Annotated in this window: 25 protein-coding genes and 4 tRNA genes; 20 read left to right on the top strand and 9 right to left on the bottom strand. The window is 35.7% G+C overall.

Translation table 11 applies throughout. From position 1 onward, the window contains the following. The first annotated feature begins 49 nt into the window (after window positions 1-49). The 4 genes from dapA to ABXT51_RS06890 all read left to right on the top strand — a co-directional run bounded on the left by dapA (window position 50) and on the right by ABXT51_RS06890 (window position 4,580). Entirely contained in the window at window positions 50-940 is an 891-nt protein-coding gene (gene dapA, locus ABXT51_RS06905) for a 4-hydroxy-tetrahydrodipicolinate synthase (RefSeq protein WP_416694802.1), read from the top strand. Continuing rightward, window positions 937-1,998, top strand: a complete 1,062-nt coding sequence (bamC, locus tag ABXT51_RS06900; RefSeq protein WP_416694799.1) for an outer membrane protein assembly factor BamC — start codon at window positions 937-939, stop codon at window positions 1,996-1,998. The genes dapA and bamC overlap by 4 nt, the downstream gene beginning before the upstream one ends. A gap of 31 nt (window positions 1,999-2,029) precedes the next feature. Continuing rightward, window positions 2,030-3,931 carry a BRCT domain-containing protein gene (locus ABXT51_RS06895; RefSeq protein WP_416694797.1) on the top strand — a complete coding sequence of 634 codons (1,902 nt, stop codon included), beginning with the start codon at window positions 2,030-2,032 and terminating at the stop codon, window positions 3,929-3,931. Between the two features lie 61 nt (window positions 3,932-3,992). Further along, the gene (locus ABXT51_RS06890; protein WP_416694795.1) at window positions 3,993-4,580 is read left to right on the top strand and encodes an ANTAR domain-containing response regulator; all 588 of its coding nucleotides are present in this window, start codon (window positions 3,993-3,995) and stop codon (window positions 4,578-4,580) included. Window position 4,581: 1 nt separating this feature from the next. Here the strand turns inward: ABXT51_RS06890 and ABXT51_RS06885 are convergent, their stop codons facing one another. From ABXT51_RS06885 to ABXT51_RS06865, 5 genes are all read right to left on the bottom strand, one after another. Continuing rightward, a complete protein-coding gene (locus tag ABXT51_RS06885; protein WP_416651367.1) occupies window positions 4,582-4,899 on the bottom strand; it encodes a phosphoribosyl-ATP diphosphatase in 318 nt (105 codons plus the stop codon). Further along, window positions 4,892-5,272 carry a phosphoribosyl-AMP cyclohydrolase gene (gene hisI / locus ABXT51_RS06880; RefSeq protein ID WP_416694793.1) on the bottom strand — a complete coding sequence of 127 codons (381 nt, stop codon included), beginning with the start codon at window positions 5,270-5,272 and terminating at the stop codon, window positions 4,892-4,894. Before hisI ends, ABXT51_RS06885 begins: the two co-directional genes overlap by 8 nt. Before the next feature lie 64 nt (window positions 5,273-5,336). Next, a complete protein-coding gene (gene prfB, locus ABXT51_RS06875) occupies window positions 5,337-6,431 on the bottom strand; it encodes a peptide chain release factor 2 (RefSeq protein ID WP_416694791.1) in 1,095 nt (364 codons plus the stop codon). 71 nt (window positions 6,432-6,502) lie between these two features. Beyond that, entirely contained in the window at window positions 6,503-6,763 is a 261-nt protein-coding gene (gene rpsO / locus ABXT51_RS06870) for a 30S ribosomal protein S15 (protein ID WP_416694789.1), read from the bottom strand. Window positions 6,764-6,844: 81 nt separating this feature from the next. Further along, on the bottom strand, window positions 6,845-7,750 hold the full coding sequence (locus tag ABXT51_RS06865) for a lipid A biosynthesis acyltransferase (RefSeq protein ID WP_416694787.1): 906 nt from the start codon (window positions 7,748-7,750) through the stop codon (window positions 6,845-6,847). A 42-nt stretch (window positions 7,751-7,792) separates the two neighbouring features. Here ABXT51_RS06865 and dnaG point away from each other — a divergent pair, with 42 nt between their 5' ends. After that, on the top strand, window positions 7,793-9,613 hold the full coding sequence (gene dnaG, locus ABXT51_RS06860) for a DNA primase (RefSeq protein WP_416694785.1): 1,821 nt from the start codon (window positions 7,793-7,795) through the stop codon (window positions 9,611-9,613). 2 nt (window positions 9,614-9,615) lie between these two features. On the opposite strand, the gene ABXT51_RS06855 is transcribed toward dnaG, so the two are convergent. The 4 genes from ABXT51_RS06855 to mraZ are packed head-to-tail and all read right to left on the bottom strand — an operon-like array spanning window position 9,616 to window position 13,141. Further along, window positions 9,616-11,466 (bottom strand): peptidoglycan D,D-transpeptidase FtsI family protein, encoded by a 1,851-nt coding sequence (locus ABXT51_RS06855; protein WP_416694783.1) that lies wholly within the window; start codon window positions 11,464-11,466, stop codon window positions 9,616-9,618. Next, window positions 11,463-11,738 carry a hypothetical protein gene (locus tag ABXT51_RS06850; RefSeq protein ID WP_416694781.1) on the bottom strand — a complete coding sequence of 92 codons (276 nt, stop codon included), beginning with the start codon at window positions 11,736-11,738 and terminating at the stop codon, window positions 11,463-11,465. The genes ABXT51_RS06855 and ABXT51_RS06850 overlap by 4 nt, the downstream gene beginning before the upstream one ends. Next, window positions 11,732-12,658 carry a 16S rRNA (cytosine(1402)-N(4))-methyltransferase RsmH gene (gene rsmH, locus ABXT51_RS06845; protein WP_416694779.1) on the bottom strand — a complete coding sequence of 309 codons (927 nt, stop codon included), beginning with the start codon at window positions 12,656-12,658 and terminating at the stop codon, window positions 11,732-11,734. Before rsmH ends, ABXT51_RS06850 begins: the two co-directional genes overlap by 7 nt. Before the next feature lie 30 nt (window positions 12,659-12,688). Next, entirely contained in the window at window positions 12,689-13,141 is a 453-nt protein-coding gene (mraZ, locus tag ABXT51_RS06840; RefSeq protein ID WP_416694777.1) for a division/cell wall cluster transcriptional repressor MraZ, read from the bottom strand. Window positions 13,142-13,274: 133 nt separating this feature from the next. Here mraZ and ABXT51_RS06835 point away from each other — a divergent pair, with 133 nt between their 5' ends. From ABXT51_RS06835 to rplA, 15 genes are all read left to right on the top strand, one after another. Then, window positions 13,275-14,615, top strand: a complete 1,341-nt coding sequence (locus ABXT51_RS06835) for an NAD(P)-binding domain-containing protein (RefSeq protein ID WP_416694775.1) — start codon at window positions 13,275-13,277, stop codon at window positions 14,613-14,615. 163 nt (window positions 14,616-14,778) lie between these two features. Beyond that, entirely contained in the window at window positions 14,779-15,384 is a 606-nt protein-coding gene (locus tag ABXT51_RS06830; protein ID WP_416694773.1) for a hypothetical protein, read from the top strand. Next, window positions 15,371-17,299 (top strand): fumarate reductase/succinate dehydrogenase flavoprotein subunit, encoded by a 1,929-nt coding sequence (locus ABXT51_RS06825; RefSeq protein WP_416694770.1) that lies wholly within the window; start codon window positions 15,371-15,373, stop codon window positions 17,297-17,299. Before ABXT51_RS06830 ends, ABXT51_RS06825 begins: the two co-directional genes overlap by 14 nt. Then, window positions 17,296-18,024, top strand: a complete 729-nt coding sequence (locus tag ABXT51_RS06820) for a succinate dehydrogenase/fumarate reductase iron-sulfur subunit (RefSeq protein WP_416694767.1) — start codon at window positions 17,296-17,298, stop codon at window positions 18,022-18,024. The genes ABXT51_RS06825 and ABXT51_RS06820 overlap by 4 nt, the downstream gene beginning before the upstream one ends. 36 nt (window positions 18,025-18,060) lie before the next feature. Next, window positions 18,061-18,999 carry a malate dehydrogenase gene (gene mdh, locus ABXT51_RS06815; RefSeq protein WP_416694765.1) on the top strand — a complete coding sequence of 313 codons (939 nt, stop codon included), beginning with the start codon at window positions 18,061-18,063 and terminating at the stop codon, window positions 18,997-18,999. A 22-nt stretch (window positions 19,000-19,021) separates the two neighbouring features. Further along, window positions 19,022-20,245 (top strand): malic enzyme-like NAD(P)-binding protein, encoded by a 1,224-nt coding sequence (locus ABXT51_RS06810; RefSeq protein ID WP_416694762.1) that lies wholly within the window; start codon window positions 19,022-19,024, stop codon window positions 20,243-20,245. 80 nt (window positions 20,246-20,325) lie between these two features. After that, window positions 20,326-20,410 (top strand) — tRNA-Tyr (locus ABXT51_RS06805). Between the two features lie 23 nt (window positions 20,411-20,433). Continuing rightward, a tRNA-Gly gene (locus ABXT51_RS06800) sits at window positions 20,434-20,507 on the top strand. Window positions 20,508-20,522: 15 nt separating this feature from the next. Then, window positions 20,523-20,598 (top strand) — tRNA-Thr (locus tag ABXT51_RS06795). A 31-nt stretch (window positions 20,599-20,629) separates the two neighbouring features. Continuing rightward, a complete protein-coding gene (gene tuf / locus ABXT51_RS06790; RefSeq protein ID WP_416677538.1) occupies window positions 20,630-21,820 on the top strand; it encodes an elongation factor Tu in 1,191 nt (396 codons plus the stop codon). 60 nt (window positions 21,821-21,880) lie between these two features. Further along, a tRNA-Trp gene (locus tag ABXT51_RS06785) sits at window positions 21,881-21,956 on the top strand. A gap of 15 nt (window positions 21,957-21,971) precedes the next feature. After that, complete coding sequence (secE, locus tag ABXT51_RS06780; RefSeq protein WP_416694760.1) at window positions 21,972-22,355, top strand: preprotein translocase subunit SecE; 384 nt, start codon at window positions 21,972-21,974, stop codon at window positions 22,353-22,355. A gap of 13 nt (window positions 22,356-22,368) precedes the next feature. Then, window positions 22,369-22,902, top strand: a complete 534-nt coding sequence (gene nusG / locus ABXT51_RS06775) for a transcription termination/antitermination protein NusG (protein ID WP_416694758.1) — start codon at window positions 22,369-22,371, stop codon at window positions 22,900-22,902. Between the two features lie 67 nt (window positions 22,903-22,969). Continuing rightward, window positions 22,970-23,398 carry a 50S ribosomal protein L11 gene (gene rplK / locus ABXT51_RS06770; protein ID WP_416651340.1) on the top strand — a complete coding sequence of 143 codons (429 nt, stop codon included), beginning with the start codon at window positions 22,970-22,972 and terminating at the stop codon, window positions 23,396-23,398. 2 nt (window positions 23,399-23,400) lie between these two features. Beyond that, entirely contained in the window at window positions 23,401-24,096 is a 696-nt protein-coding gene (gene rplA, locus ABXT51_RS06765) for a 50S ribosomal protein L1 (protein ID WP_416694756.1), read from the top strand. The last annotated feature ends 43 nt before the right edge of the window (window positions 24,097-24,139 follow it).

Raw genomic sequence — 24,139 nt, 5'->3', positions numbered from 1 at the left:
ACAAGGTCAATCGTATATAATTTCAGCTATATTTTGAATCATCTTTTTTATGAACAATAATCACTCTTTTTTAGGCTCAAATGTAGCATTAATTACTCCAATGTTCGCTGATGGCGCTGTTGATTATGAGGCTCTTAATCATTTAATTGATTTTCATATTGATTCAGGAACAAGTTCAATTGTTTCAGTTGGAACTACTGGTGAGTCTGCAACAGTGGGCGTAAAGGAGCACCTAAAGATAATTGATCATACAGTTAAATATGCTGCCAAAAGAATTCCAATTATTGCAGGAACCGGAGCTAATTCAACATCAGAGGCTATTGAGCTTACTCAAGAAGCACTAAATTTAGGCGCCGATGCTTGTTTGTTGGTGACGCCATATTATAATAAGCCAACACAAGAGGGGTTATTTCAGCACTTTAAACTAATAGCAGAAAGGGTTAATATTGATCAAATTCTTTACAATGTTCCTGGAAGAACTGCAGTTGATATGTCTGTTGATATAACCACAAGACTTGCTGAAATTCCTAATATTATTGGAATTAAAGATGCAACTGGTGACCTTTCAGTCATTGAGCAATTAGTTGCCAAGTGCCCAGAGAATTTTTTATTATTAACTGGAGATGATGCTTCAGCAGTTGATTTTCTTATTGCAGGTGGACATGGCGGAATTTCAGTAACTGCTAATGTTGTTCCAAAAGAGTTACAGAAGGTTTATTTATCAGCTATTGCTGGAAATATTGAACTTGCTAAAAATTTAAACTCTAAGTTAGAAAGCTTTCATAAAAACTTATTTTTAGAAGCTAACCCAATCCCAGTTAAGTGGGCACTTCATAAGATGGGAAAATGTGAAAAAGGTATTAGATTGCCTTTATTAGAGCTTTCAAATGAATTCAAATCAATTATTGAGAACAATTTAAAGGAAATTAATTTACTATGAAAATTATCAATTACTTAGCTATTATTTTAGTAAGCTTGCTGGCTATAAGTTGTTCAAAAATTACTGATCCAGTAAATAAAATAGGTTTAGGAAAGCGAGCTATAAACTATCAGGCTGATGAGAAGGTTGGTTCATTAGTAATACCTCCAGATTTAACTGCACCAAGTTCTGATGGTGAATTCACTGCAGTTATTGGAGTTAGTGATGATGAAACTGGTATTAAAAACATCCAAAATGTTGAAGTTATGCGCGATAATTATCGTCGTTGGCTTTTAGTAGACTTGCCTCCAAATGAAGTATGGAATCTTTCTAAGGAGTTTTTTAGATCTTATAACTTTAAAATAGAAAAAGAAAATCAAAAAATTGGTATTTTAGAAACTAATTATCTTGAGATTGAGACAAGAGTTCCTGACAAATCACTTGGTGCGATTCGTGCTGGTTTAGCAAAAGTTTTACAAACCCAATATGGACTCCCAATTGCTGATAGATATCGAGTTCGAATAGAGTCAATTGAGGGTCAAAATCAATCTGAAGTTTACTTGACACTGTCATCAATTGGTGAGGTTATAAATGGAACATCAAGGGTTTGGCAGCCCAGAAAAAAAGATGTAGAGCTTGAAACTGAAATGTTGTTAAAGCTTATGGTTTTTCTAGGAAGTGATAGAGATGAAGCGATTAACAAGATTCAATCTAATATGGCCTCGAGCCAAACAACTGTTTCGGTTATTACTTCTGAAGCTGGTTATGCAACCCTGGTTTTTCCTTATGATAAAAAACAATCCTGGCGCTATCTTGGCTGGGCACTTGATGAATTAGACGTTGATGTCCAAGATAGAGATTCTCTTGAAGGAAGTTACTTGATTAAAGCTAATCCCAGTAAAGGTTTCTTTTCTAAAATATTAGGCTCAATAGATAAACAAGATAATTATCAATTAATTATTAAAGAAATTGGAGAGCTTCAAACTCGCGTGATTTTTGTTGACTTAACTGAAGAGAATGATCAAGATATTGTTAACTATAGTGTTGAACTTTTCAATTCAATTGCCTCAAAATTTTAATTTTTTAACTCTAGCTAGATTTTAATAAATCATGCTTTCAAATCAAACAATCGAAAATATCACCAATCAAAGCCTTTTGATTGGTGATTTGTCAGATGATGAGTTAATTGAATTTTGCATTATTGCAAATCAAAGTTATCGTAATGGTATCCCCATTATTAGTGATGAAAATTATGACTTTATTTTTATAAGGGAGTTAACTAAAAGGCTTCCAAATCATCCATTTTTAAAAAAAGTGGAAAATGAGGCTGAAGGCTTTTCTGAAGAAAAAGTTAAACTTCCTGAAAAAATGTTGTCAACTGATAAGGCTTATAGCTGGAAAGAAGTAAATAAATGGCTTGAAAGAATTACTAAATATTCAAGTGAAATTAATTATTTGCTCGAAGATATTCAAATAAAAGGAACAGCTAAGTTGGATGGTTTTGCAGGCTATGATGATGGTAATAAGCTTTATACAAGGGGAGATGGCAATAAAGGAAGTGATATAAGTAGAGTTTTTGAAAGAGGGCTTGGAGTTTTTAATAATAGTGAAAGAGGACAAGGGCCTGGAGAAATAGTTGTTAAGCGTAGCTATTTTGAAAAATACCTTAGTAATCATTTTGAATACCCAAGAAATTTTCAGGCTAGCTTGATTAAAGAAAAAGAGTTAGAAAAACTTGCCATAGATGCAATTAGTGCGAAAGCTGCATTATTTGTTCCATTTAATCAATTACCTCATTGGCTAGGAGGTATTGATGAATTCAGGAAGCAATTTCTTGATGTTGTGAACCAGCTTGAAGGCGGAGTGGATTTTGATATAGATGGAGTAGTATTTGAAATAGTAAACCCAGATCTTAAAAAGCATATGGGTTCAAACCGTAAATTTCACCGCTGGCAAATTGCCTTTAAAGAAAATAAAGAAAAAGCCCAGGTTAAGGTTCTATCAATAACTGCTCAAGTTGGGAGAACGGGTAAGATAACGCCTGTTGCTGAATTAGAGCCTACTCAACTAAGTGGGGCAACAATTTATCGAGCTACTGGCCATCACTATGGCCTTGTTAAAGAGCAAGGTTTGGGTGCTGGAAGTATCATTGAATTGACTCGAAGTGGATTGGTAATTCCTAAAATTAATAAAGTTTTGAAAACTGCTGAAGTTGATATTCCAATTAATTGTCCTAGTTGTGGAGATTTATTAAGCTGGGACTCTGATTTTTTAATGTGCTTTAATCATGTTTCATGCCCAGAACAAATTATGGGAAAAATCATATATTTTTTTCGAATTCTTGCAAACAATGATGGATTTGGGCAAGCTACAATTCAAAAACTATACGCTGAAGGCATTCGTCAAGTAAGCGATATTTATCTTCTAAATGAAGATAAATTAATATCTATGGGATTTGGTGAAAAAACCTCTCATAATCTAATTAATCAGCTCATTAGATCAAGAAAAGAAAGTATTGAAGACTGGAGGTTTTTGGCCTCTTTTGGAGTCCAAAGACTTGGAATGGGAAACTGTGAAAATTTACTAAAAAATTATTCATTCGACCAAATTTTTGATTTGTCCATAAAGGATATTTCAAATATTGATGGCTTTGCTGAAATAACTGCAGAGTTAATTTTTGATGGCTTAGCCTTAATTAAGCCTCAATATGAGGTTTTGATTTCAGGCGGTTTTAAATTAGAGCAAACACTTCTAAAGACTGAAATTAATCAAAGTATTAGTCCTTTTAATAGTAAAAAAATTGTTTTTACTGGAACAATGAGTGAATCTAGGGCTGAGCTTCAAAAACAAGCTAAAGCTTTTGGTGTAAATGTTGGGAAGAGTGTTAGTTCAAAAACTGATTTTTTAATTATTGGGAAAAATGTTGGCCAATCAAAAATTAAAGATGCCAAAACTCATCAGGTTGAAATTCTTACGGAAGCAGAATATTTAAAACTACTAAACTCTAATTAAATATGAAAGACGTGTTCAATGAGGTATATTACCAGCCATTCAAAATAAATTTAAAATTTTAATGAAACAAACAGCGTTAAAAATTATATTAGTTGATGAGAATATGGGGCGATCTGCGATTCTTAGACGCGCACTTCAAGACAAAGGTCATGAAGTGATCTCTCGTTTAGAGGGGAGTGTTAATCTTGCAACGAGTAATGAAATTACCCATGCTGATGTTGTCATTGTCAATGCAGATATTCCAGATGAGGCTGTTTTTGCTAACTTGAGGGATGTTAATAAGACTAAACCTAAGCCTATTGTAATGTTTACAGAAAGCTCAGAGGATCATATGGCTGGTACTGCTATTAAGGCAGGAGTTAATGCATATATTGTTGATGGTCTTGAGGAAAAACGAGTGCAGCCAATTATTGATGTTGCAATTGCGCGTTTTAGAGAGTTTCAAGCACTCAAAGATGAGTTAGATGCTACTAGAAATCAGTTAGCTGAGAGAAAGGCAGTTGAAAAAGCTAAAGGCTTACTGATGAAGCATAAAAAAATAACTGAAGATGAAGCCTATCAATCTATTCGGAAGATGGCTATGGATAAAAATAAAAGAATTACTGATGTAGCTGATGGAATTATAAGTGCTTTTGAGTTAATACAATAATCTATTTATTTCTAGAAGCCTTTTCTTGATGACCAGATATGCCAAAACGAGAGGCTAATTCTAATTCAACCTCTTCAAGCGAAATATTTTCATGACGCAGTAAAACTAACAAGTGAAACCAAAGGTCTGCTACCTCATGAATAACTTCTTCTCTTCCTTCTTCTTTGGTAGCTTTAATAACTTCATCTGATTCTTCGCTAATCTTTTCCAGGATTTTATTTGTTCCTTGACGATATAAAGAGCAAACGTAAGATTTATCTTCTGAGGATGATTTTCGTTCTTCAAGTATTTTTTCTAAAGCTAAAAGCATGTTATCCATAGATTTCCTTTGGATCTTTGATGACCTCTGAGATACTTTGCCATTCATTATTTTCAAATTTATTAAAAAAACAATTAGCACGGCCTGTATGACAAGCAATACCACCTTGTTGACTTACCTTAAGCAAAATAACATCTTGATCACAGTCTGTATAAATCTCAACTATATCTTGACTATGCCCAGACTCTTCGCCTTTAAACCAAAGTTTTTTTCTAGACCTTGAAAAATAGACTGCTTTTTTCGTTTTTACGGTTAAAGATAGCGCTTCTTTATTCATCCACGCCATCATTAAAATTTCAGAAGACGAAAAGTCCTGAGTAATTACGGGAACTAGTCCGTTTTCATTAAACTGAATTTGATCTAGAGCTTTCATTGTTTAGCATTAATTTTTAAATAACAATTTTACCAATGCAATGTAAATCGATGAAGGTTTATTTTTATAGGCCTGCTTTTAGGCTTGCTACTATAAATTGATCTAAATTACCATCAAGTACATCCTGAGTATTACTACTTTCAACGCCTGTTCTTAAATCTTTAATACGTGACTGGTCAAGTACGTATGAGCGTATTTGATGTCCCCAGCCAATATCTGATTTTAAGTCTTCAACATCCTGCTTGTCACTATTTCTTTTTTGCATTTCAAGCTCGTATAGTTTAGATTTTAATTGTTTCATTGCCTGATCTTTATTAGCATGTTGAGATCTCCCATCTTGACATTGAACAACTGTTGAAGTTGGTAAATGTGTAATTCTAACGGCAGATTCAGTTTTATTAACATGCTGACCGCCCGCACCAGAGGCACGGTAAGTATCAATTCGAAGGTCAGAGGGGTTTATATCTATTTCAATATTGTCATCAATTTCTGGTGACACAAAAACTGAAGAAAATGAGGTATGCCTTTTTCCATTTGCATTATATGGAGATTTTCTAACTAGCCTATGAATGCCTATTTCACTTCTTAGCCAGCCAAATGCATAGTCACCATCAAAGTGAATAGTTGCAGATTTAATTCCAGCAACTTCTCCAGCTGAAACCTCCATTAACTTAACTTTAAAATTATGTTTATCACCCCATCTTAAATACATTCTTAAAATCATTTCAGCCCAGTCTTGGGCCTCTGTCCCTCCAGATCCAGATTGAATATCTAGGTATGCAGAATTTCGATCCATATTGCCACTAAACATTCTTCTAAATTCATATGATGCTATTGATTCTTCTATTTCATTTAAATCTGAAACGATTCCATTAACTGTTTTTGAATCATTTTCAGCTTCAGCCATCTCAAGGAGTTCTTTAGCATCATTTAAAATACTTGATGAGTGAGAAAAAACTTCACAAAGGTTTTCAAGATCGACTTTTTCTTTGCCCAGTGCTTGTGCCTTTTCAGGTTCTGACCATATTTCAGGATTTTCTAGCTCTAGCTTAACCTCTTCAAGGCGATCATTTTTTTCATCAATAGCCAAATGTTCTGCTAGAACACTTGAGCGTTCAATCAGTTCAGATATTTTTTGATAATTTGCAGAAAGTTCCATAACGTTATTTTACTGCTACAAATAATAAAAAAGCCCCAAAATAGGGGCTTGAATTTATTACACGTTAATATTTATTTTCTAAGACCTAGTCGCGAAATTAAATTTGAATACGTAGCAACATCATTAGTTCTAGCATAAGCGAGTAGTTTTTTACGCTGAGAAACTAAGCGCAAAAGCCCTCTTCTTGAGTGGTGATCTTTTGCATGTGTTTTAAAATGTTCAGTTAAGTGCCTTATTCTTGCGGTTAGAAGGGCAACTTGAACATTAACAGACCCTGTATCAGTTGAGTCGTTTTGGTATTCTTTAATAATAGCTTGTGTATCGATTGACATAATTAACGTTGTATGTGACAAAATTTAAGAACGGAATTATACTCTATTTTTTTTAATTGTTGTATTTCTAATGAAATATTATTAATTACTTTTATAGAAGTTTTTTGCACCCTCTGGCCTTGTTTTAAATCGGCGATGAATCCATAAGTATTGCTCAGGTGTTTTTTTTATTTGTTTTTCAAGAATCATATTTGTAGTTGTCGCATCATCAACTGGATTATTAGATGGAAAGTTTTGTAGCGGCTCTTCAAATGACATTTCATATCCCTTTTTGGTTCTTATAAAACTGTATGGGATGACCCTAGTATTATTATTTTTAGCCAGCCTAGCCGTTGCAGAAGCAGTTGCAGTTTGAATACCAAAAAAAGGAGCAAATACACTATTTTTTTCGCCAAGATCTTGATCAGGCGCATACCAAATTGGAAGACTATTATTTATGGCTTTTACGACTGACCTTGTATCCGTACTTTTAATCATTACAGCGCCATGGTTTTTATATCCTTTGACCATAGCCTGATCAAACAGTTTATTGTTTTGAGGCCTATAAATATTGGCAATTGTGTGATTAATAAGAAGGGCACGGCTGCCTAACATAAGGGGCATAAAATGAGCACAAAGTAGGATAATCCCCCCTTCTTGTTTAAGTGCATCTTTAAAAAAGTGCTCATTTTTAGTTGTTAATAGTTTAATAATTTTTTTATCACTAGCATAATATGCATTTGCAGTTTCAAATAGACTTATGCCTATTGCTTCAAAGTGGCTTTTAACTAAAGCATTAACTTGTGATTGTTTTTTTTCAGGAAAGCAATGAGATATGTTGGAATAAGCTGTTGAGCGTAATTTTGACATAAATGGGTACATTACTTTACCAATTGTACTGCCAATAATTACTTGGGTGCTAAAAGGAATAAACACTCCAACTCGCATTAGCAAAATTAAAATCCAAGTTGGAAAAAATTTAGGGTGAATAAATTTGATGTTTAACATTAAAATAAAAATAAAATGAAACTAAAGATTAACATATAAATTATGCCTTTTATTGACAGAGATTTTATCAATGATTTGCCCAATAGGGTAGATATTGTCGGCCTAATTAATAAGAGAGTCGCTTTAAAAAAGGCTGGAAAGGATTTTAAAGCTTGCTGCCCCTTCCATGAAGAAAAAACTCCATCATTCACGGTCGTTCCTAATAAGCAAATATACCACTGTTTTGGCTGTGGAGAAAGTGGTGGTGTAATTGATTTTATAATGAAATACGATCATTTAGCCTTTGTTGAGGCCATTGAAACGGTTGCAGGAGAGTCAGGAGTTTCAGTTGTATATGACCAGACTGCTAAACCTGTTGATAAGAGGTTTGAACGATACAATAAATTGATGTCAGAGCTTAGCGAATTTTATCAAAATCAATTAAAACAATCTGCAGCGAAAAAGAAGGTAGTCGATTATGCAAAAAATAGAGGTATTAGTGGGACTATAGCCAAAAGATTTGAACTTGGCTTTGCACCTCCTGGCTGGACTAATCTTTATGATGCGTTTAAAGATAATGATGAAGCAATTCAGGATCTCCTGACAATGGGGGTGTTAGTTCCAAAAAAAGATAAGAAAGACGACTTCTATGATCGGTTTCGCGATCGATTAATGTTTCCAATACATAACACCAAAGGCAATGTTATAGGTTTTGGAGGAAGAGTCCTATCAAGCAAGGATAACCCAAAGTATCTTAATTCACCTGAAACGCCTTTATTCTCAAAATCAAAAGAACTCTATGGCCTCTATCACTGCAGAAAGTATAGTAGGCGTATTGATTATATTATAGTTGTAGAGGGTTACATGGATGTGATTGCTCTTCATCAGCAAGGCATAACGAACGTTGTTGCTACTCTTGGAACTGCTACTACTCCAGCTCATTTGCAAGTTTTATCTCGCTCAGCGGAGACAATTATTTTTTGTTTTGATGGCGATAAAGCTGGAAGAGATGCAGCTTGGAAAGCATTAAAAACCTCTTTGCCAGTAATAACCTCAGGACTCCTCATTAAGTTCTTATTGTTGCCTGATGGAGAGGACCCAGATACACTAATAAAAAGTGAGTCAGTAAAATCTTTTACCAAAAGGGTAGAGGAATCTCAGACTTTATCTAGTTTTTTATTTGACCATATAAAATCAGAAGTTCCCTTTAATACAATTGAAGGCAAAACCTTGTTTTTAGAAAAATCTGCAGCTTTAATTAACTTAGTTACTTATCCAATATACCGCCAACAATTAATTGAAGGTGTTGCCCAAACCATTGGGCAGAATATTGTTCAGGTTGAAAAGGCTATAGAGCAAAGTGTTGTTGATGAGATGCCATCGTTTAATGCAGATGATTATGGTGAAATTGAACCACCATATAGGCCAATACAAAAAAATATAGTTGCTACACGCTCTTCGAGCATGAAAAGTCTTATGTCAAGAATGATTTCATGCGTCATTAATTATCCAACAATTGTAAATGACCCTGAATCCTCAAGTGTTATTGAAGAAAGGGCAAGAAATCTTCCTAAGTCAGAAGTATTGGTTGAATTGATAAGATATGCTCAGGTTGAGTCTGACCTTTCAAAGGACGGTTTATTGGCGCCCTTTAAGTCTAAAGAAAGAGTGTATTCTCGCCTTCAAGAGCTAAGTGTAATGGAGCCATTTTTAAGTGAATATGAAGCCAAGGAAGAATTTGGCTACACTTTGACGGCAGCAGAAAAATACTACGAAAGAAAATCAACAAAAGCCTCTATTTTGTCAGCTAAAACTCATGACGATGAAAAGCTTGTTATGGAAAATATTATGAAAGGTAAGACTAACCCAGTATCTAAAAAGTAAACTTAGCCTTCAAACTTTGATTTAATATCTGGATCATTAATCAGTATTCTTTTCATTGCTTTTTGAAATGCCATAGAAGCTGAATTAGAGCCCTCACATCGATTTCTCATCGTTGGATCCCAAGATACAAAGCATTTTTTAGGGTAATCAAGCCTAACTGCCATAATATATTTTGGATTTTCAGCAGGAGAAAACCCAATGAAATAAGTTCTTTTAGCACCATCTTTACTATACTCTCCATCAATAACCATTTCTGCTGTGCCTGTTTTTCCGGCAACTGAGTAACCATCAATTACCGCTCGATAACCTGATCCATTATCTGAAGCAACAGAGTCGAGTATTTCAGCTATTCTTTTAGTCGATTCTGGAGAAAAGACTTGCTCTAAATTATCAGGAGTACTGTTGTCTTTAAAAAGTTTTAATGAAGGTATTGCGCCTTCATTGGCAAACACAAGATAAGCTCTTGCTAATTGTGCAAGATTTGTATTCATAGGGCCATGTCCAAATGAAAGGGAGCGTTTGTCAGCTGAGCCCCAATTACTATAATGTCTTAAAACTCCAGGATTTTCAGTTCCAGGCATTAATCCAAGTGAACTTCCAAAACCTAGCATTTTCCATGTGTTGTAGAACTCTTCATTTTCAATATTTTCTGCAACCATTACTGTGCCTAAATTATGTGATTTTTCAAGAATTCTTTGAATCGTCATCTCTGTATATTTTTTGTCAGGCAGTATGTTTCCAACACGAGTTGTGACATCAATTAATTCATCTTCTGTTGCAGTTATTACACCTTTATCTAAAGCAAGAAGCATTGTAAAGGGCTTCATGGTAGATCCTGGCTCAGTTTTATCAGAGAAAACGCGATTACGATAATCATCAGCACTATAGTTTTGATGATTGTTTGGATCTGTTGATGGGTAGTTTGTAAGGGCTAATATTTCACCATTAGGTGATAACACAATCGCAGCAGCAGAGTCTGCCTCATGGAATTCAGCCTGTTCTTTGATTGCATTGTAGACGTGAAATTGGATATCTGAGTCAATAGTTAAATTTAAATCAGCACCTTCTTTAAATTTTTTAATTAACTCTGGGTCATAGTAGATATTAGAACCATTTTTATTATCTGCTAATCGCTTATTACCATCAAATCCAGCTAAGTATTGATCATATTCTGATTCAATACCAAATACACCAATATTATTAATATTAGTTTTTCCAATTAATGCCGCTACAGAGTCTTTTTTAGGATAGTAGCGAAAACCACTAGATTCGATTGCTACCCCAGCTATTGATTGCCTAGTGCAATTTTCATCTTCTATTTTTTCTTTTGCTTCTAGCTTTAAGCCAACAAGTAATTTAACTTTATCCGCCAAGTTATTGGATGGTAATTTAAATTCTTTCAAGCAAATGTCAACGCGTTTACTTTTGAGTTCGGCAATATTGCTGAGAATAGGGTCATTTACTCTTAATTTTTCTTTCACAATATAGTACTTTCTTTTATTTTCTCTCTTTTGCCTTATTTTTTCCCTAAATTCATCCGTTGGAATATTTAAGGCTTCAGCCAAAAGATCAATATATTCGTCTTGAAGAATCATTGGGTCAAGATTAATTTTTTTATGTATGAGGTTTATAGCAAGAAGATTATTATTCCTGTCCAGAATATTGCCCCTTATAGATTTTTCAATAATTGTAAACTCAGAATTATTTGAGGCTTTAAGTTTTAATGACAAGTCATTTGCAATAATATCGGTAATACTAAAAGCCCTATAAATAAAAAAGAACACAATGATAATGAAACTAATTTTAATTAATGCTTGTCTATTCCTGTAACCCTGTACCCTTGCTATCTTCATATAGAGATCTCTTCAGTTTCAACTGGGACAAACATCAATAATTCTTCTTTTGATTTTTGATATATCGTTATGCCGCTTTCAAGCTCTGAATATTCCATCATTAGCTGTCTATTTAAAGCATTTATGCGTTCATAATTAGACTTAACAATCATTTCGTTTTTATGTAGCAAATACATTTGATGATGCCAATGAATGCTTAATATTGAAATTGAAACAATTGAAATTATTAATAAAATATTAATAATGAATTTTTTTTTAATTATCGCTAGCATTTTTCAACCAAACGAAGGATTGCACTTCGTGATCTTCTATTCACTTTTATTTCTTCATCAGAAGGCTTAATTTTTCCTAAATCTTTCAGTAAGCATTCAGACTCATCATTGGCAATGACTGGTAATCCTTTTGGGAGTTGCTTAGGTCGAGAATGTTTACGAATGAATTGTTTAACTATTCTGTCTTCAATTGAGTGAAAAGTAATAATTACAAGTCTTCCTTTGGGAGATAATGCGTCAATAGTCTGCTCAAGAGCTTCTGAAAGTTTTTTTAATTCATCATTAATTGCAATTCTAATGGCTTGAAATGAGCGGGTCGCTGGATGTTTTTTTTTGCCAGGTCTTACAACACTAGAGATAATATTTGCAAGCTCAAGCGTTGAGTTCAGATCGTTATTTTTTTGATATTCTTTAATGCTTGAGGCAATAATTCTACTTCTTTTTTCTTCGCCATACTGAAAAAGAGCATTAGCAATTTCAGTTTCGCTACTATCCCTTAACCAGCTTGCTGCAGTAATAGTTTGGGTTTGATCCATCCTCATATCAAGAGCGCCATCTTTCATAAAGCTAAACCCCCTTTCAGCGTTATCAATTTGAGGTGAAGAGATGCCAAGATCCATTAATATTCCGTCTACTTTTCCTAATAAATTTAATTGGCTAAGAATATCTTGAAGGTTTGAAAAATTACAATGGATTGGTGTTAGGCGTGAATCTGGAAAATTTACTTGTGCATAGTTGATTGCGTCCATATCTTGATCAAGGCCAATAACCTTTCCAGAATTTCCAAGATTATTTAGTATTCCCTTGGTATGTCCACATCTGCCGAGAGTGGCATCAACATAGACACCATTAGGCTTAATATTAAGGCCTTTAATAGACTCATTAAAAAGGACTGATTCATGATGATTTGATTCTATCATTGAGTTATTACACTTAATTGATTCATCACTTTAAAGTGAAAGTTTTGAAATCTCTTCAGGAACATCATCTTGAGAACTCAATCTTTCAAGCTTTTCAATTTGCTTATGCCATGCCTTTTCATCCCAAATTTCAAAACTTGTGCCTTGGCCACTTAGAATCGCTTTATCTGTTAAATTTGCATAACTCTTGTGAGAGCTTGGTAATAAAATTCTGCCAATTTTATCCAAATCACAATCACAAGCATGACCTATAAGTTTTCTGGATATTTTCTTAGAATGAACATTCAGAGAAGGGAGTTCAGCAATCTTCCGTTCAAGTTGTTGCCAATTAGGAAGTGGATATAAAACTAAACAAGGATCATCAGGATGAATACTAAGGACCATTTCCCCAGAGCAGATTTTGGCAACTTGATCTTGATGGCGAACAGGTATCTTTACCCTTCCTTTCGAATCAATTGATAATAGGTGAATTCCACGAAACATAAAACCATTTTATACCATTAAATACCATTTATTACCACAAATATTTAAGATTAAATTGATATTTATGTGTGTAACATAATGAATAATATTTAAAATTTTTTTTACAAAAAATTAACTAATTTAGGCAAAAATAATGAATAAAAAAGTAGCAATTATTGGTGCTGGTCCATCTGGTCTGGCCCAGCTTAGAGCCTTTAAATCAGCGGAAGAAAATGGTGAAATCGTCCCGGAGATTGTTTGTTTCGAGAAGCAAGATAACTGGGGAGGACTATGGAATTACAGCTGGAGGACAGGACTTGATCAATATGGCGAAATTGCACACAGCAGTATGTACCGTTATCTTTGGTCAAATGGTCCTAAAGAGTGCTTAGAATTTGCAGACTATTACTTTGAAGAGCACTTTGGTCATCCTATAGCCTCCTTTCCGCCAAGAGAAGTTTTATTTGATTATATTCAAGGCAGGGTTAAAAAAGCTAATGTTCGAGATAAGATAAGATTTAATACCGCCATAAGAAATGTTGAATATAGTGAGCAAAGTGGGCTATTTACTTTATCTATAAGTAACCTAGTTGATGATGAGACGTATTCTGAAGAATTTGATTACGTTATTGTTGCTTCTGGACATTTTTCCACCCCTAATGTCCCTAGTTATGAAGGATTTAGTCATTTTAATGGCAGAATTCTTCATGCCCATGACTTTAGAGATGCTTTAGAGTTTGAAGGCCAAGATATCTTAATAATTGGAAGTAGTTACTCTGCTGAAGATATTGGCTCTCAATGCTACAAATATGGAGCCAAGTCAATTATAAGTAGTTATCGAACGGCTCCAATGGGATATGGCTGGCCTGATAATTGGGAAGAGAAGCCTGCATTAATTAAAGTCTCAGGAAATACTGCTCATTTTACCGATGGCAGCTCTAAAGATGTTGATTCAATTATTCTATGTACAGGCTATATTCACCATTTCCCATTCTTGCCAGACTCACTTCGCTTAAAAACGAATAATATTCTTTATCCATTAGGTTTATTTAAAGGCGTTGTCTGGGAAAAAAATCCAAAGCTGATGTATTTAGGTATGCAAGATCAATGGTATACCTTTAATATGTTTGATGCCCAAGCTTGGTATGCAAGAGACGTTATTCTTGAAAAAATAAAGCTGCCTTTATTTGATGATATGCAGTCGCATACACTTGAATGGCATAAGCGAGAAACAGCACAAGAGGATGTTGCTTATGCAATTGACTTTCAAGGTGCCTACACTCAAATGTTAATTGATGAAACTGATTATCCCAATTTTGATATCAAAGGAGTGAATAAGACATTTATGGATTGGAAGCATGATAAAAAAGATGGAATTATGACTTTTAGAGATAAATCTCATGCATCTTTGATGACAGGAACCCAGTCACCACCTCACCATACGCCATGGCTGAAGGCGTTAGATGATTCTCTAGAGACTTATTTAGACATTTGATTTAAATGAGCTAGTAAATATTACTTTTGTATAATGACAAGTAGTTAACTAAAAAAATCGAATTAACCATATAAAAAACACCTTTATACAGATTAATTAAGACTAAAATTCCATCTTTTTTAAAATATAATAAATAGCTGTTGATTAGCTAAATTGCTGTTAAATGAATTCTACTAAAAATAACACTGTACGACAGAAAAAATTGATGGCATTAGCTGGATTATTCTGGTTTTTTTTCCTAATATTTTATCTTTTAGGAGCTTTGACTTTTCATGCGGGTGAGCAAGCCTTTACAGCACTTTATGTTTGGTTCAATAGCTCAATCTTCTCTCCAATATTAATCACCTTATTGAGCATAACAATTGTCTTTCATGTTGTGACTGCAGTTACTAGGCAATTATCAAATAATGTTAGTTATGGTGATAGATATAAGAAGCCTTATCCTAAGGCTATACCACGATTAGTTGCATGGTCTGGTGCATCTATTATTCTTATTTTTATAGTTACCCATAGTGTTCAAATGTTTTCAATCGACTCTACTGATTTATATTCAGAAATCCAGTTAATTTTTCAAAGACCAATGATGTGGGCTATTTATGGTCTTGGAATGATTGCAATATCAACACACTTGTATCATGGGTTGATAAACGTACTTCAAACATTCGGTATTTCCAGTAAACAACCCAAGGGTTTAGCATTTGGGATTGTCTTTGTAATCATGGCAGGCTATGCTTCAATTCCACTAGGTATTTTATATGCAAAAATTTAATCCAAACGTGCCGACTGGGCCCTTAGAAGGTAGATGGGAGAAACATAAATTTGATTTAGCTCTTATCGCGCCGCAAAATAGAAAAAAATATAATATTATTGTTATTGGAACTGGTCTTGCAGGCGCATCTTTATGCGCAACACTAGGAGAGGCGGGCTACAATGTCCAGTCTTTTTGTTACAACGACAGTCCAAGAAGAGCGCATTCAATTGCTGCTCAGGGTGGCGTCAATGCTAGTAAAAATTATCAAAATGATGGTGATAGTACCTGGAGGCTCTTCTATGACACAATCAAGGGTGGTGATTTCCGTGCAAGGGAGTCCAATATATATCGCTTAGCTCAGTTGAGTTGCAATATTATTGATCAGGCAGTTTCCCAAGGTGTTCCTTTTGCAAGAGAATATAGTGGTTATTTGGCAAATAGGTCATTTGGTGGAACTCAAGTCTCTCGAACTTTTTATGCTCGTGGACAAACTGGTCAGCAACTCTTGTTAGGGGCATATAGCTCAATGAGTAAAGAAATAGCATCTGGAAAAGTAAAACATACCTCTAGATCTGAAATGCTAGAAATAATAATAATTGATGGAAAAGCCCGAGGAGTTGTAGTGCGAGATTTAATCACGGGCGAAATTTCTTCACACGTTTCTGACTGTGTTGTAATGTGTACTGGTGGTTATAGTAATGCCTACTTTCTGTCAACCAATGCTAAGGGTTGCAATACTTCTGCAACATGGAGAGCACATAAAAATGGTGCTTATTTTGCAAATCCAAGTTTCACTCAGATTCACCCAACTTGTGTTCCACCAACTGGTGATAGTCAGTCCAAATTAACACTAATGAGTGAATCTTTAAGAAATGATGGTCGAATCTGGGCGCCAAAAAATATTGAAGATTGTGATAAAAATCCAAATGAGATTCTAGATGAAAATAGAGATTATTTTCTGGAGCGAATGTACCCTGCATTTGCAAACTTAGTGCCAAGAGATATTGCATCAAGAGCCCTTAAAGGTATATGTGATGAAGGGCGAGGTATTGGTTCAATCATTAATGATCAAAGACTTGGCGTTTACCTTGATTTTTCTTCGGTCATTGAAAAAATGGGCATTGATAAAGTTAAAGAGAAATACGGCAACTTGTTTGATATGTATAAAAGTATTACAGGTGAAAATCCTTATGAAGTGCCAATGAAGATTTATCCTGCGCCGCATTACACAATGGGTGGCTTATGGGTTGATTACAACCTAATGACTACGATTGATGGGTTGTTTGCTTGTGGTGAAGCTAATTTTTCTGATCATGGGGCAAATCGATTAGGCGCCTCTGCATTGATGCAAGGATTAGCTGATGGCTATTTCATTGCGCCACAAACTGTTGCTAATTATCTAGCGCGCGGAACATTTGAAAAGGTAAGTAATGATCACCCTGAGGTCATAGCCTCTATCGATGTAGTTAAAAGCCGAATAGATAAGCTAATGAATGCGCCTATGCCAGAACATTCTCCCGACTATTTTCATAGAAAAGTAGGTGGTATTTTATGGGCTGCATGCGGAATGGCAAGAGATAAGAAAGCGCTTGAAGAAGCTGTGAAATCAATTGAAAAACTAAAGTCTGATTTCTGGAAAAGTATTAAAGTAACTGGCTCAGATACTGACTTTAATCAAACCCTAGAAAAGGCTGGTAGGGTTGCAGATTTTATTGAGCTTGGCCATCTAATGTGTGTTGATGCCCTTGATCGTGAAGAGTCTTGTGGCGCACATGCGCGCCTTGAGTATCTTGCTGAAAGTGGTGATGCTATGAGAGATGATGAGAACTATGGTTATGTAGCCGCATGGGAGTTTAACGAAAATGGCCCTAAACTTCATAAAGAAGAACTTAATTATGAATTTATTAAGCCAACATATAGGGACTATAAATGAATTTCACGCTGCATATTTGGCGACAAAAAAATACGAGTAGTGTTGGAAGCTTTGTAACTTACTATGTTGAAAATATTGATAGTGACACCTCATTTTTAGAGATGCTTGATCACTTAAATGAGAAACTTATTGACAAAGGAGAAGATTGCGTAGTATTCGATTATGATTGTAGAGAAGGCATTTGCGGTACCTGCTCACTAGTAATTAATGGCCACCCTCATGGCGAAAAGAAAGCAACGACCACTTGCCAGCTTTATATGAGAGATTATGCTAATCAGAGAGAGCTCTGGATCGAGCCATGGCGTGCTCAGAGTTTCCCAATTATGAAAGATTTGGCTGTTAAGCGAGAAGCATTTGACCGAATTATCCAGTCTGGAGGGTTTATCTCTGTTTCTGTTGGTTCTGCCCCTGAAGCTAACTCTCAGCTGATTAATAAAGATGATGCAGATTGTGCATTTGATTCAGCAACGTGTATTGGATGCGGCGCATGTGTTGCAGTCTGTCCAAATGCTTCAGCAAGTCTATTTGTGGCTGCAAAGATTAATCATTTTGAGCAGCTACCCCAGGGCAAAATTGAAAGTAAGAAGCGTGCAGAGAGAATGATAAATCAAATGGAAGAAGAAGGGTTTGGAAGTTGTTCAAATCATCGGCATTGTGAAACTGTTTGTCCAAAAGAAATTTCAGTTAGCAACATTGCTACAATGAATAATTTGCTATTAACATAATTGTATAGGTATTTTTTATATTTTTAGGGAGATGTTATGAAAGTTGTTGTTTTAGGAGCTGCTGGTGGAATTGGCCAGGCTTTAGGATTATTATTGAAAACACAGTTACCAAATGGAACTGAATTATCATTGTATGACATTGCACCTGTGACACCAGGTGTTGCGGCAGATTTAAGTCATATACCAACAGCAGTTAAAGTTTCTGGTTTTGCAGGCGAAGATCCTTCACCTGCTCTAGTAAATGCAGATATTGTATTAATTTCAGCTGGCGTTGCTCGAAAGCCAGGAATGGATCGATCCGATCTTTTTAATATTAATGCAGGTATAGTTAAAAATCTCGTTTCAGTATGTGCAGATACTTGTCCAAAGGCTTTAATTGGAATTATTACAAATCCTGTAAACACAACGGTTGCAATTGCAGCAGATGTTTTAAAGAAAAAAGGAGTTTATGATCCAGCTCGCCTATTTGGCATAACAACTTTAGATATTATCCGATCTAGTACATTTGTCGCTGAAGTTAATGGCGTAAATCCTGAAGATGTCAGTGTTCCTGTCATTGGTGGTCACTCAGGAATTACTATCCTTCCAATACTTTCTCAATCAGGCTTTGACTTTGACGAAGCTAGTGCATCTGAAATGACTTCACGTATTCAGAATGCAGGTACTGAGGTTGTTGAGGCAAAAGCTGGTGGTGGCTCAGCTACTTTATCAATGGGTCAGGCAGCAGCAAAATTTGGTTTATCTCTAGTTCGTGCTCTCAATGGTGAAGAAGGCGTAATAGAGTGTACTTACGTTGAAGGCTCAGGAGACATGGCTCGCTTTTTTGCACAACCAGTCCTGTTAGGTAAAAATGGTGTTGAGAAAATATTAGGTTTTGGTGATCTCTCTGCATTTGAAGAAAAAACACTTAATGCATCACTTGAGACTCTCAGATCTGATATTAAAATTGGTGAAGAGTTTGTTGCTCAAAATTAAAAAATAAATAAATAAGGCAAAAATGTCACAAACTTTTCATGATAAGGCTTTAGCCTATCACCAGGAAGGAAGGCCTGGAAAGATTAATGTTACTTCTCATAAAAAATTAGATAATGATCAAGATCTTAGTTTGGCATATAGTCCGGGCGTTGCAGCCCCTGTAAGAGAAATTGTAAAAGATCCTGATGCGGTTAATAAATATACTATAAAAGGGAATTTGGTGGCAGTAATTACTGATGGTTCAGCTGTCCTAGGTTTAGGAAATGTTGGGCCTTTGGCGGCAAAACCAGTTATGGAAGGTAAGGCTGTATTATTCAAGCGTTTTGCAGGTATCGATGTTTTTAATATAGAGCTTGATACTCAAGATGTTGAAGAAATTATCAGTACGATTAAAAACATTGCGCCAACATTTGGTGGGATTAATTTAGAAGATATCTCTGCGCCACGCTGCTTTGAGATTGAAAAGAGATTAATTGATGAGTTAGACATACCTGTTTTTCATGATGACCAACATGGAACTGCAATTATTGTCGCAGCAGGACTTTTAAATGCACTCGAAATCCAAGAAAAAAACTTTAAGGAAGCCAAAATTGTATGCGCAGGTGCTGGATCTGCTGGAATTGCAACATTAAATTTATTACTTGAACTTGGTTTTAGTAAAGACAATATTTTGCTGGTTGATCGAAATGGAGTAGTTTCAACAAAAAGTGAGAACTTAAGTAAGGAAAAACTAGCTTTTGCAGTAGATACTGATAAAAAAACTTTAAGTGATGCTATTGATGGCTCTGACGTTTTTATAGGTGTTGCTAGAGGAAATCTTGTAACTCAAGAGATGGTGAAATCGATGGCTAAAAGACCAATAATTTTTGCATTATCTAATCCTGATCCAGAAATCTTACCAGTAGATGTTTATGCCTGCAGAGATGATGTGTTAATGGCTACAGGAAGAAGTGATTACCCAAATCAGGTAAATAATGTTCTTGGCTTTCCTTATATTTTTAGAGGAGCACTTGATGCTAACTCTAAAATTATTAATACTGAAATGAAGGTTGCAGCAGTTCATGCACTTAAAGAATTGGTTAAGCTTCCGGCTCCTAAAGAATTATTAGAGATTTATAAAGATACTAGTTTGACTTTTGGAAAAGACTATTTTATTCCTAAACCATTTGATCCTAGGCTAATCGAAGTTGTTCCAAAAGCAATATTTGAAGCAGCAGTTGCTAGTGGCGCTTCAAGGCAAAAATAATCAACGAATAACCCTTTAATTACTCCATTTAAACCTTGCTAAGCTAAATTAGTTATGGGATAATGTCGGATTGTTTTTTTGGAGGGGTGGCCGAGTGGTTAAAGGCGACGGACTGTAAATCCGTTCTCTCTGAGTACGTTGGTTCGAATCCAACTCCCTCCACCAGAAGAACATGAGAATAAGAAATTGCGGGTGTCGTATATTGGTATTACCTTAGCCTTCCAAGCTAATGAGGTGGGTTCGATTCCCATCACCCGCTCCATGTGGTTAGGGCTGTGCTCACCTAGCTCAGTTGGTAGAGCACTTCCTTGGTAAGGAAGAGGTCGCCGGTTCAAATCCGGTGGTGAGCTCCATGTAAATTAAATACTTAATAGGGGATTAGAAATGGCAAAAGAGAAATTTGAAAGAACCAAACCACACGTAAATGTGGGAACAATTGGTCACGTTGACCATGGAAAAACTACCTTAACTGCAGCCCTTACTAAGGTTATGGCTGAAATGAATGGTGGTGAATTTAAGGATTATGCAAATATTGATAATGCTCCTGAAGAAAGAGAGCGTGGTATCACGATTTCAACAGCGCACGTAGAGTATGAGTCAGCGGCTCGTCACTACGCTCACGTTGATTGTCCGGGACACGCCGACTACGTTAAGAACATGATTACAGGTGCTGCTCAAATGGACGGCGCAATTATTGTAATCGCTGCAACTGATGGACCAATGGCTCAAACGCGTGAGCACATTCTATTGTCTCGTCAAGTTGGTGTTCCTTACATCGTTGTTTACATGAACAAAGCCGATATGGTTGATGATGAAGAATTAGTAGAGCTTGTTGAAATGGAAATCCGTGAACTGTTGACAGAATACGAATTCCCAGGTGATGACACTCCAGTAATCTTTGGTTCGGCTTTGAAAGCATTAGAAGGTGACACATCAGATATTGGTGTCCCTTCAATTATGAAATTAGTTGAAGCATTAGATACATACATCCCAACTCCAGAGCGTGATACAGATAAGACATTCCTAATGCCAATTGAGGACGTGTTCTCAATCTCAGGTCGTGGAACAGTTGTAACTGGTCGTATCGAGCGTGGTGTTGTTAATGTTGGTGATGAAATTGAAATCGTTGGTATTAAAGACACGCAGTTGACTACTTGTACGGGTGTTGAAATGTTTAGAAAATTGCTTGATTCAGGTGAAGCAGGTGATAACGTTGGTGTTCTTCTTCGCGGAACGAAGCGTGAAGACGTTGAGCGTGGCCAAGTACTTGCTAAAAAAGGTACGATTAACCCGCACACTAAGTTTGAAGCAGAGATTTATGTTTTAAGTAAAGAAGAAGGTGGACGTCATACTCCATTCTTTAACAATTATCGTCCACAGTTCTACTTCAGAACAACAGACGTTACTGGTGCATGCGAACTGCCAAAAGGCGTTGAAATGGTTATGCCAGGTGACAATGTGAAGATGTCAATTGAGTTACTAGCTCCGATTGCAATGGAAGAAGGATTAAGATTTGCAATTAGAGAAGGTGGACGCACAGTAGGTGCTGGAGTCGTCTCGAAAATTACGAGTTAAAAGATAGATTAGTAAGTGGTTGCTTTTTATGAGTAGCCACTTTTATAGGGTTTGATATTTAGGCAAGTGGCTCAATTGGTAGAGTAGTGGTCTCCAAAACCATTGGTTGGGGGTTCGAGTCCCTCCTTGCCTGCCAAATTAAAGGATATGTGTGGCAAAACAAATAGAAAATTTAAAGAGTGGTTCTGATCAGTGGAAAACTATCTTAGCAATTTTAATTGTAGTTGCTGGACTTGCTTTATATTATGTGAACCCTTTAGGATTTAATGCGCTTACAAAAGTTTTAGTAACGCTTGTAGTTTTTGCTATAGCGGTAACTGTTTTTGTGAAATCTAGTCAAGGTGAACGATTTGTTCATTTTTTGAAAGAGACTCGAATTGAATTACGAAAGGTTGTTTGGCCAACTCGTGAAGAAACAATAAAAACAACTGGAATTATTATGGTTGCAGTAGTTATAGTTGCAATTTTTCTATGGATTATTGATGCATTCTTTACTTGGGGTGTTCAATCAATTTCGTTAATTAACATTTTTTAAGTAAAGGATTATCATGTCTAAGAATTGGTTTGTAATCCATGCTAGAAGCGGCTATGAAGCGAAAGTTAAAATAGCTATTGAAGAAGCTGTGACTAGAGAAGGAATTGAAGATTTAGTAGAAGAGATTCTTATTCCAACTGAGCAAGTAGTTGAGCTAAAAGGTGGTAAGAAAAAAGAAACTGAGCGTAAATTCTTTCCAGGCTATATGTTGATAAAGATGGAGCTTACTGAACCTAGTTGGTTGTTAGTTAAAAATACTAATAACGTTATTGGTTTTATAGGTGGTTCATCTGGGAAGCCCTCTCCAATTACTCAAAGAGAAGTAGATAGAATTTTTACACGCGTTCAAGAAGGTGCTGATAAACCTAAACCTAAGGTTGCATTTCAACCAGGTGAAGAAGTTTTGGTCGTTGACGGCCCGTTTAATGAGTTTAATGGAACTGTTGAAAGTGTTAATTATGAAAAGAGTTTGCTGACAGTGGAGGTCTTAATTTTTGGCCGAACAACTGCAGTTGAATTAGAGTTTTCTCAAGTAGAGAAGACATAAATCAGTCGCTAGCGACTAAGTTTGTTAACGGGGAGCTTAAAAGCGTTTGAACCCATAGGAGATAAAAATGGCAAAAAAAATTGAGTCATATATTAAGTTGCAGGTTCCTGCAGCAGAGGCAAATCCCTCGCCGCCAGTTGGACCAGCACTTGGTCAGCATGGTGTAAACATAATGGATTTTTGTAAGGCATTTAATGCTCAAACACAGGAGCTTGATAAAGGTATGCCGGTTCCAGTAATTATTACTGTCTACAGTGACCGTAGTTTTACATTTATAACTAAAACACCGCCAGCGGCAGTTTTACTTCTAAAAGTAACAGGTATCGAAAAAGGAAGTGGTGAGCCACATCTTAATAAGGTTGGTAAGGTTACTCGCGCTCAATTAGAAGAAGTTGCTAATATAAAAATGAAAGACTTAAATGCAAATGATTTAGATGCAGCAGTTCAAATTGTTGCGGGTACTGCTCGCTCAATGGGTATTGTGGTGGAGGGTTAAAGATGGCTAATTTATCAAAAAATCAAAAAGCAAGCGCTTTAAAAATTAAAGAGGGTTCTAAATACCTAATTACTGAGGCTTTAGCATTAGTTAAAGATTGTGCGTCAGCTAAGTTTGATGAGTCAGTAGATGTAAGTATTAATCTAGGTATTGATACAAAAAAATCAGATCAAAATGTTCGTGGAGCAGTTGTCCTTCCGAATGGAACTGGAAAAGTTGTTCGTGTTGCGGTTTTTACTCAAGGTGATAATGTCCAAAAAGCAACTGATGCAGGTGCAGATATTGTTGGTATGGATGATCTAATGAAAAGTATGCAAGATGGAGATTTGAATTATGATGTTGTTATTGCATCTCCAGATGCAATGGGTGTTGTTGGAAGATTAGGCCAAGTTCTTGGGCCTCGTGGTTTGATGCCAAACCCTAAAGTTGGAACTGTAACACCTGATGTTGCTACTGCAGTAAAAAATGCAAAAGCGGGCCAAGTTCGTTACCGTGCTGATAAAGCTGGAATTGTTCATGCAGGTATTGGAAAGACTTCTTTTGACGTAAAAGCATTAGAAGAAAATATTATTGCGCTCATTGATGCAATTAAAAAAGCTAAACCAAGTTCAACAAAAGGTATTTATATCAAAAAAGTAAGTGTTTCATCAACCATGGGCCCAGGCCTTAGTATTGATGGTGCAAGTGTAGATATTTAAATAGATTTAAAAGCTGTTAATTTAATAATTATCAGTTAAGGAA

The sequence above is a fragment of the Candidatus Pseudothioglobus sp. Uisw_050_01 genome, from assembly GCF_048085775.1.
GTDB lineage: Bacteria > Pseudomonadota > Gammaproteobacteria > PS1 > Pseudothioglobaceae > Pseudothioglobus.
This window is presented reverse-complemented; position numbering and strand designations above follow the sequence as displayed.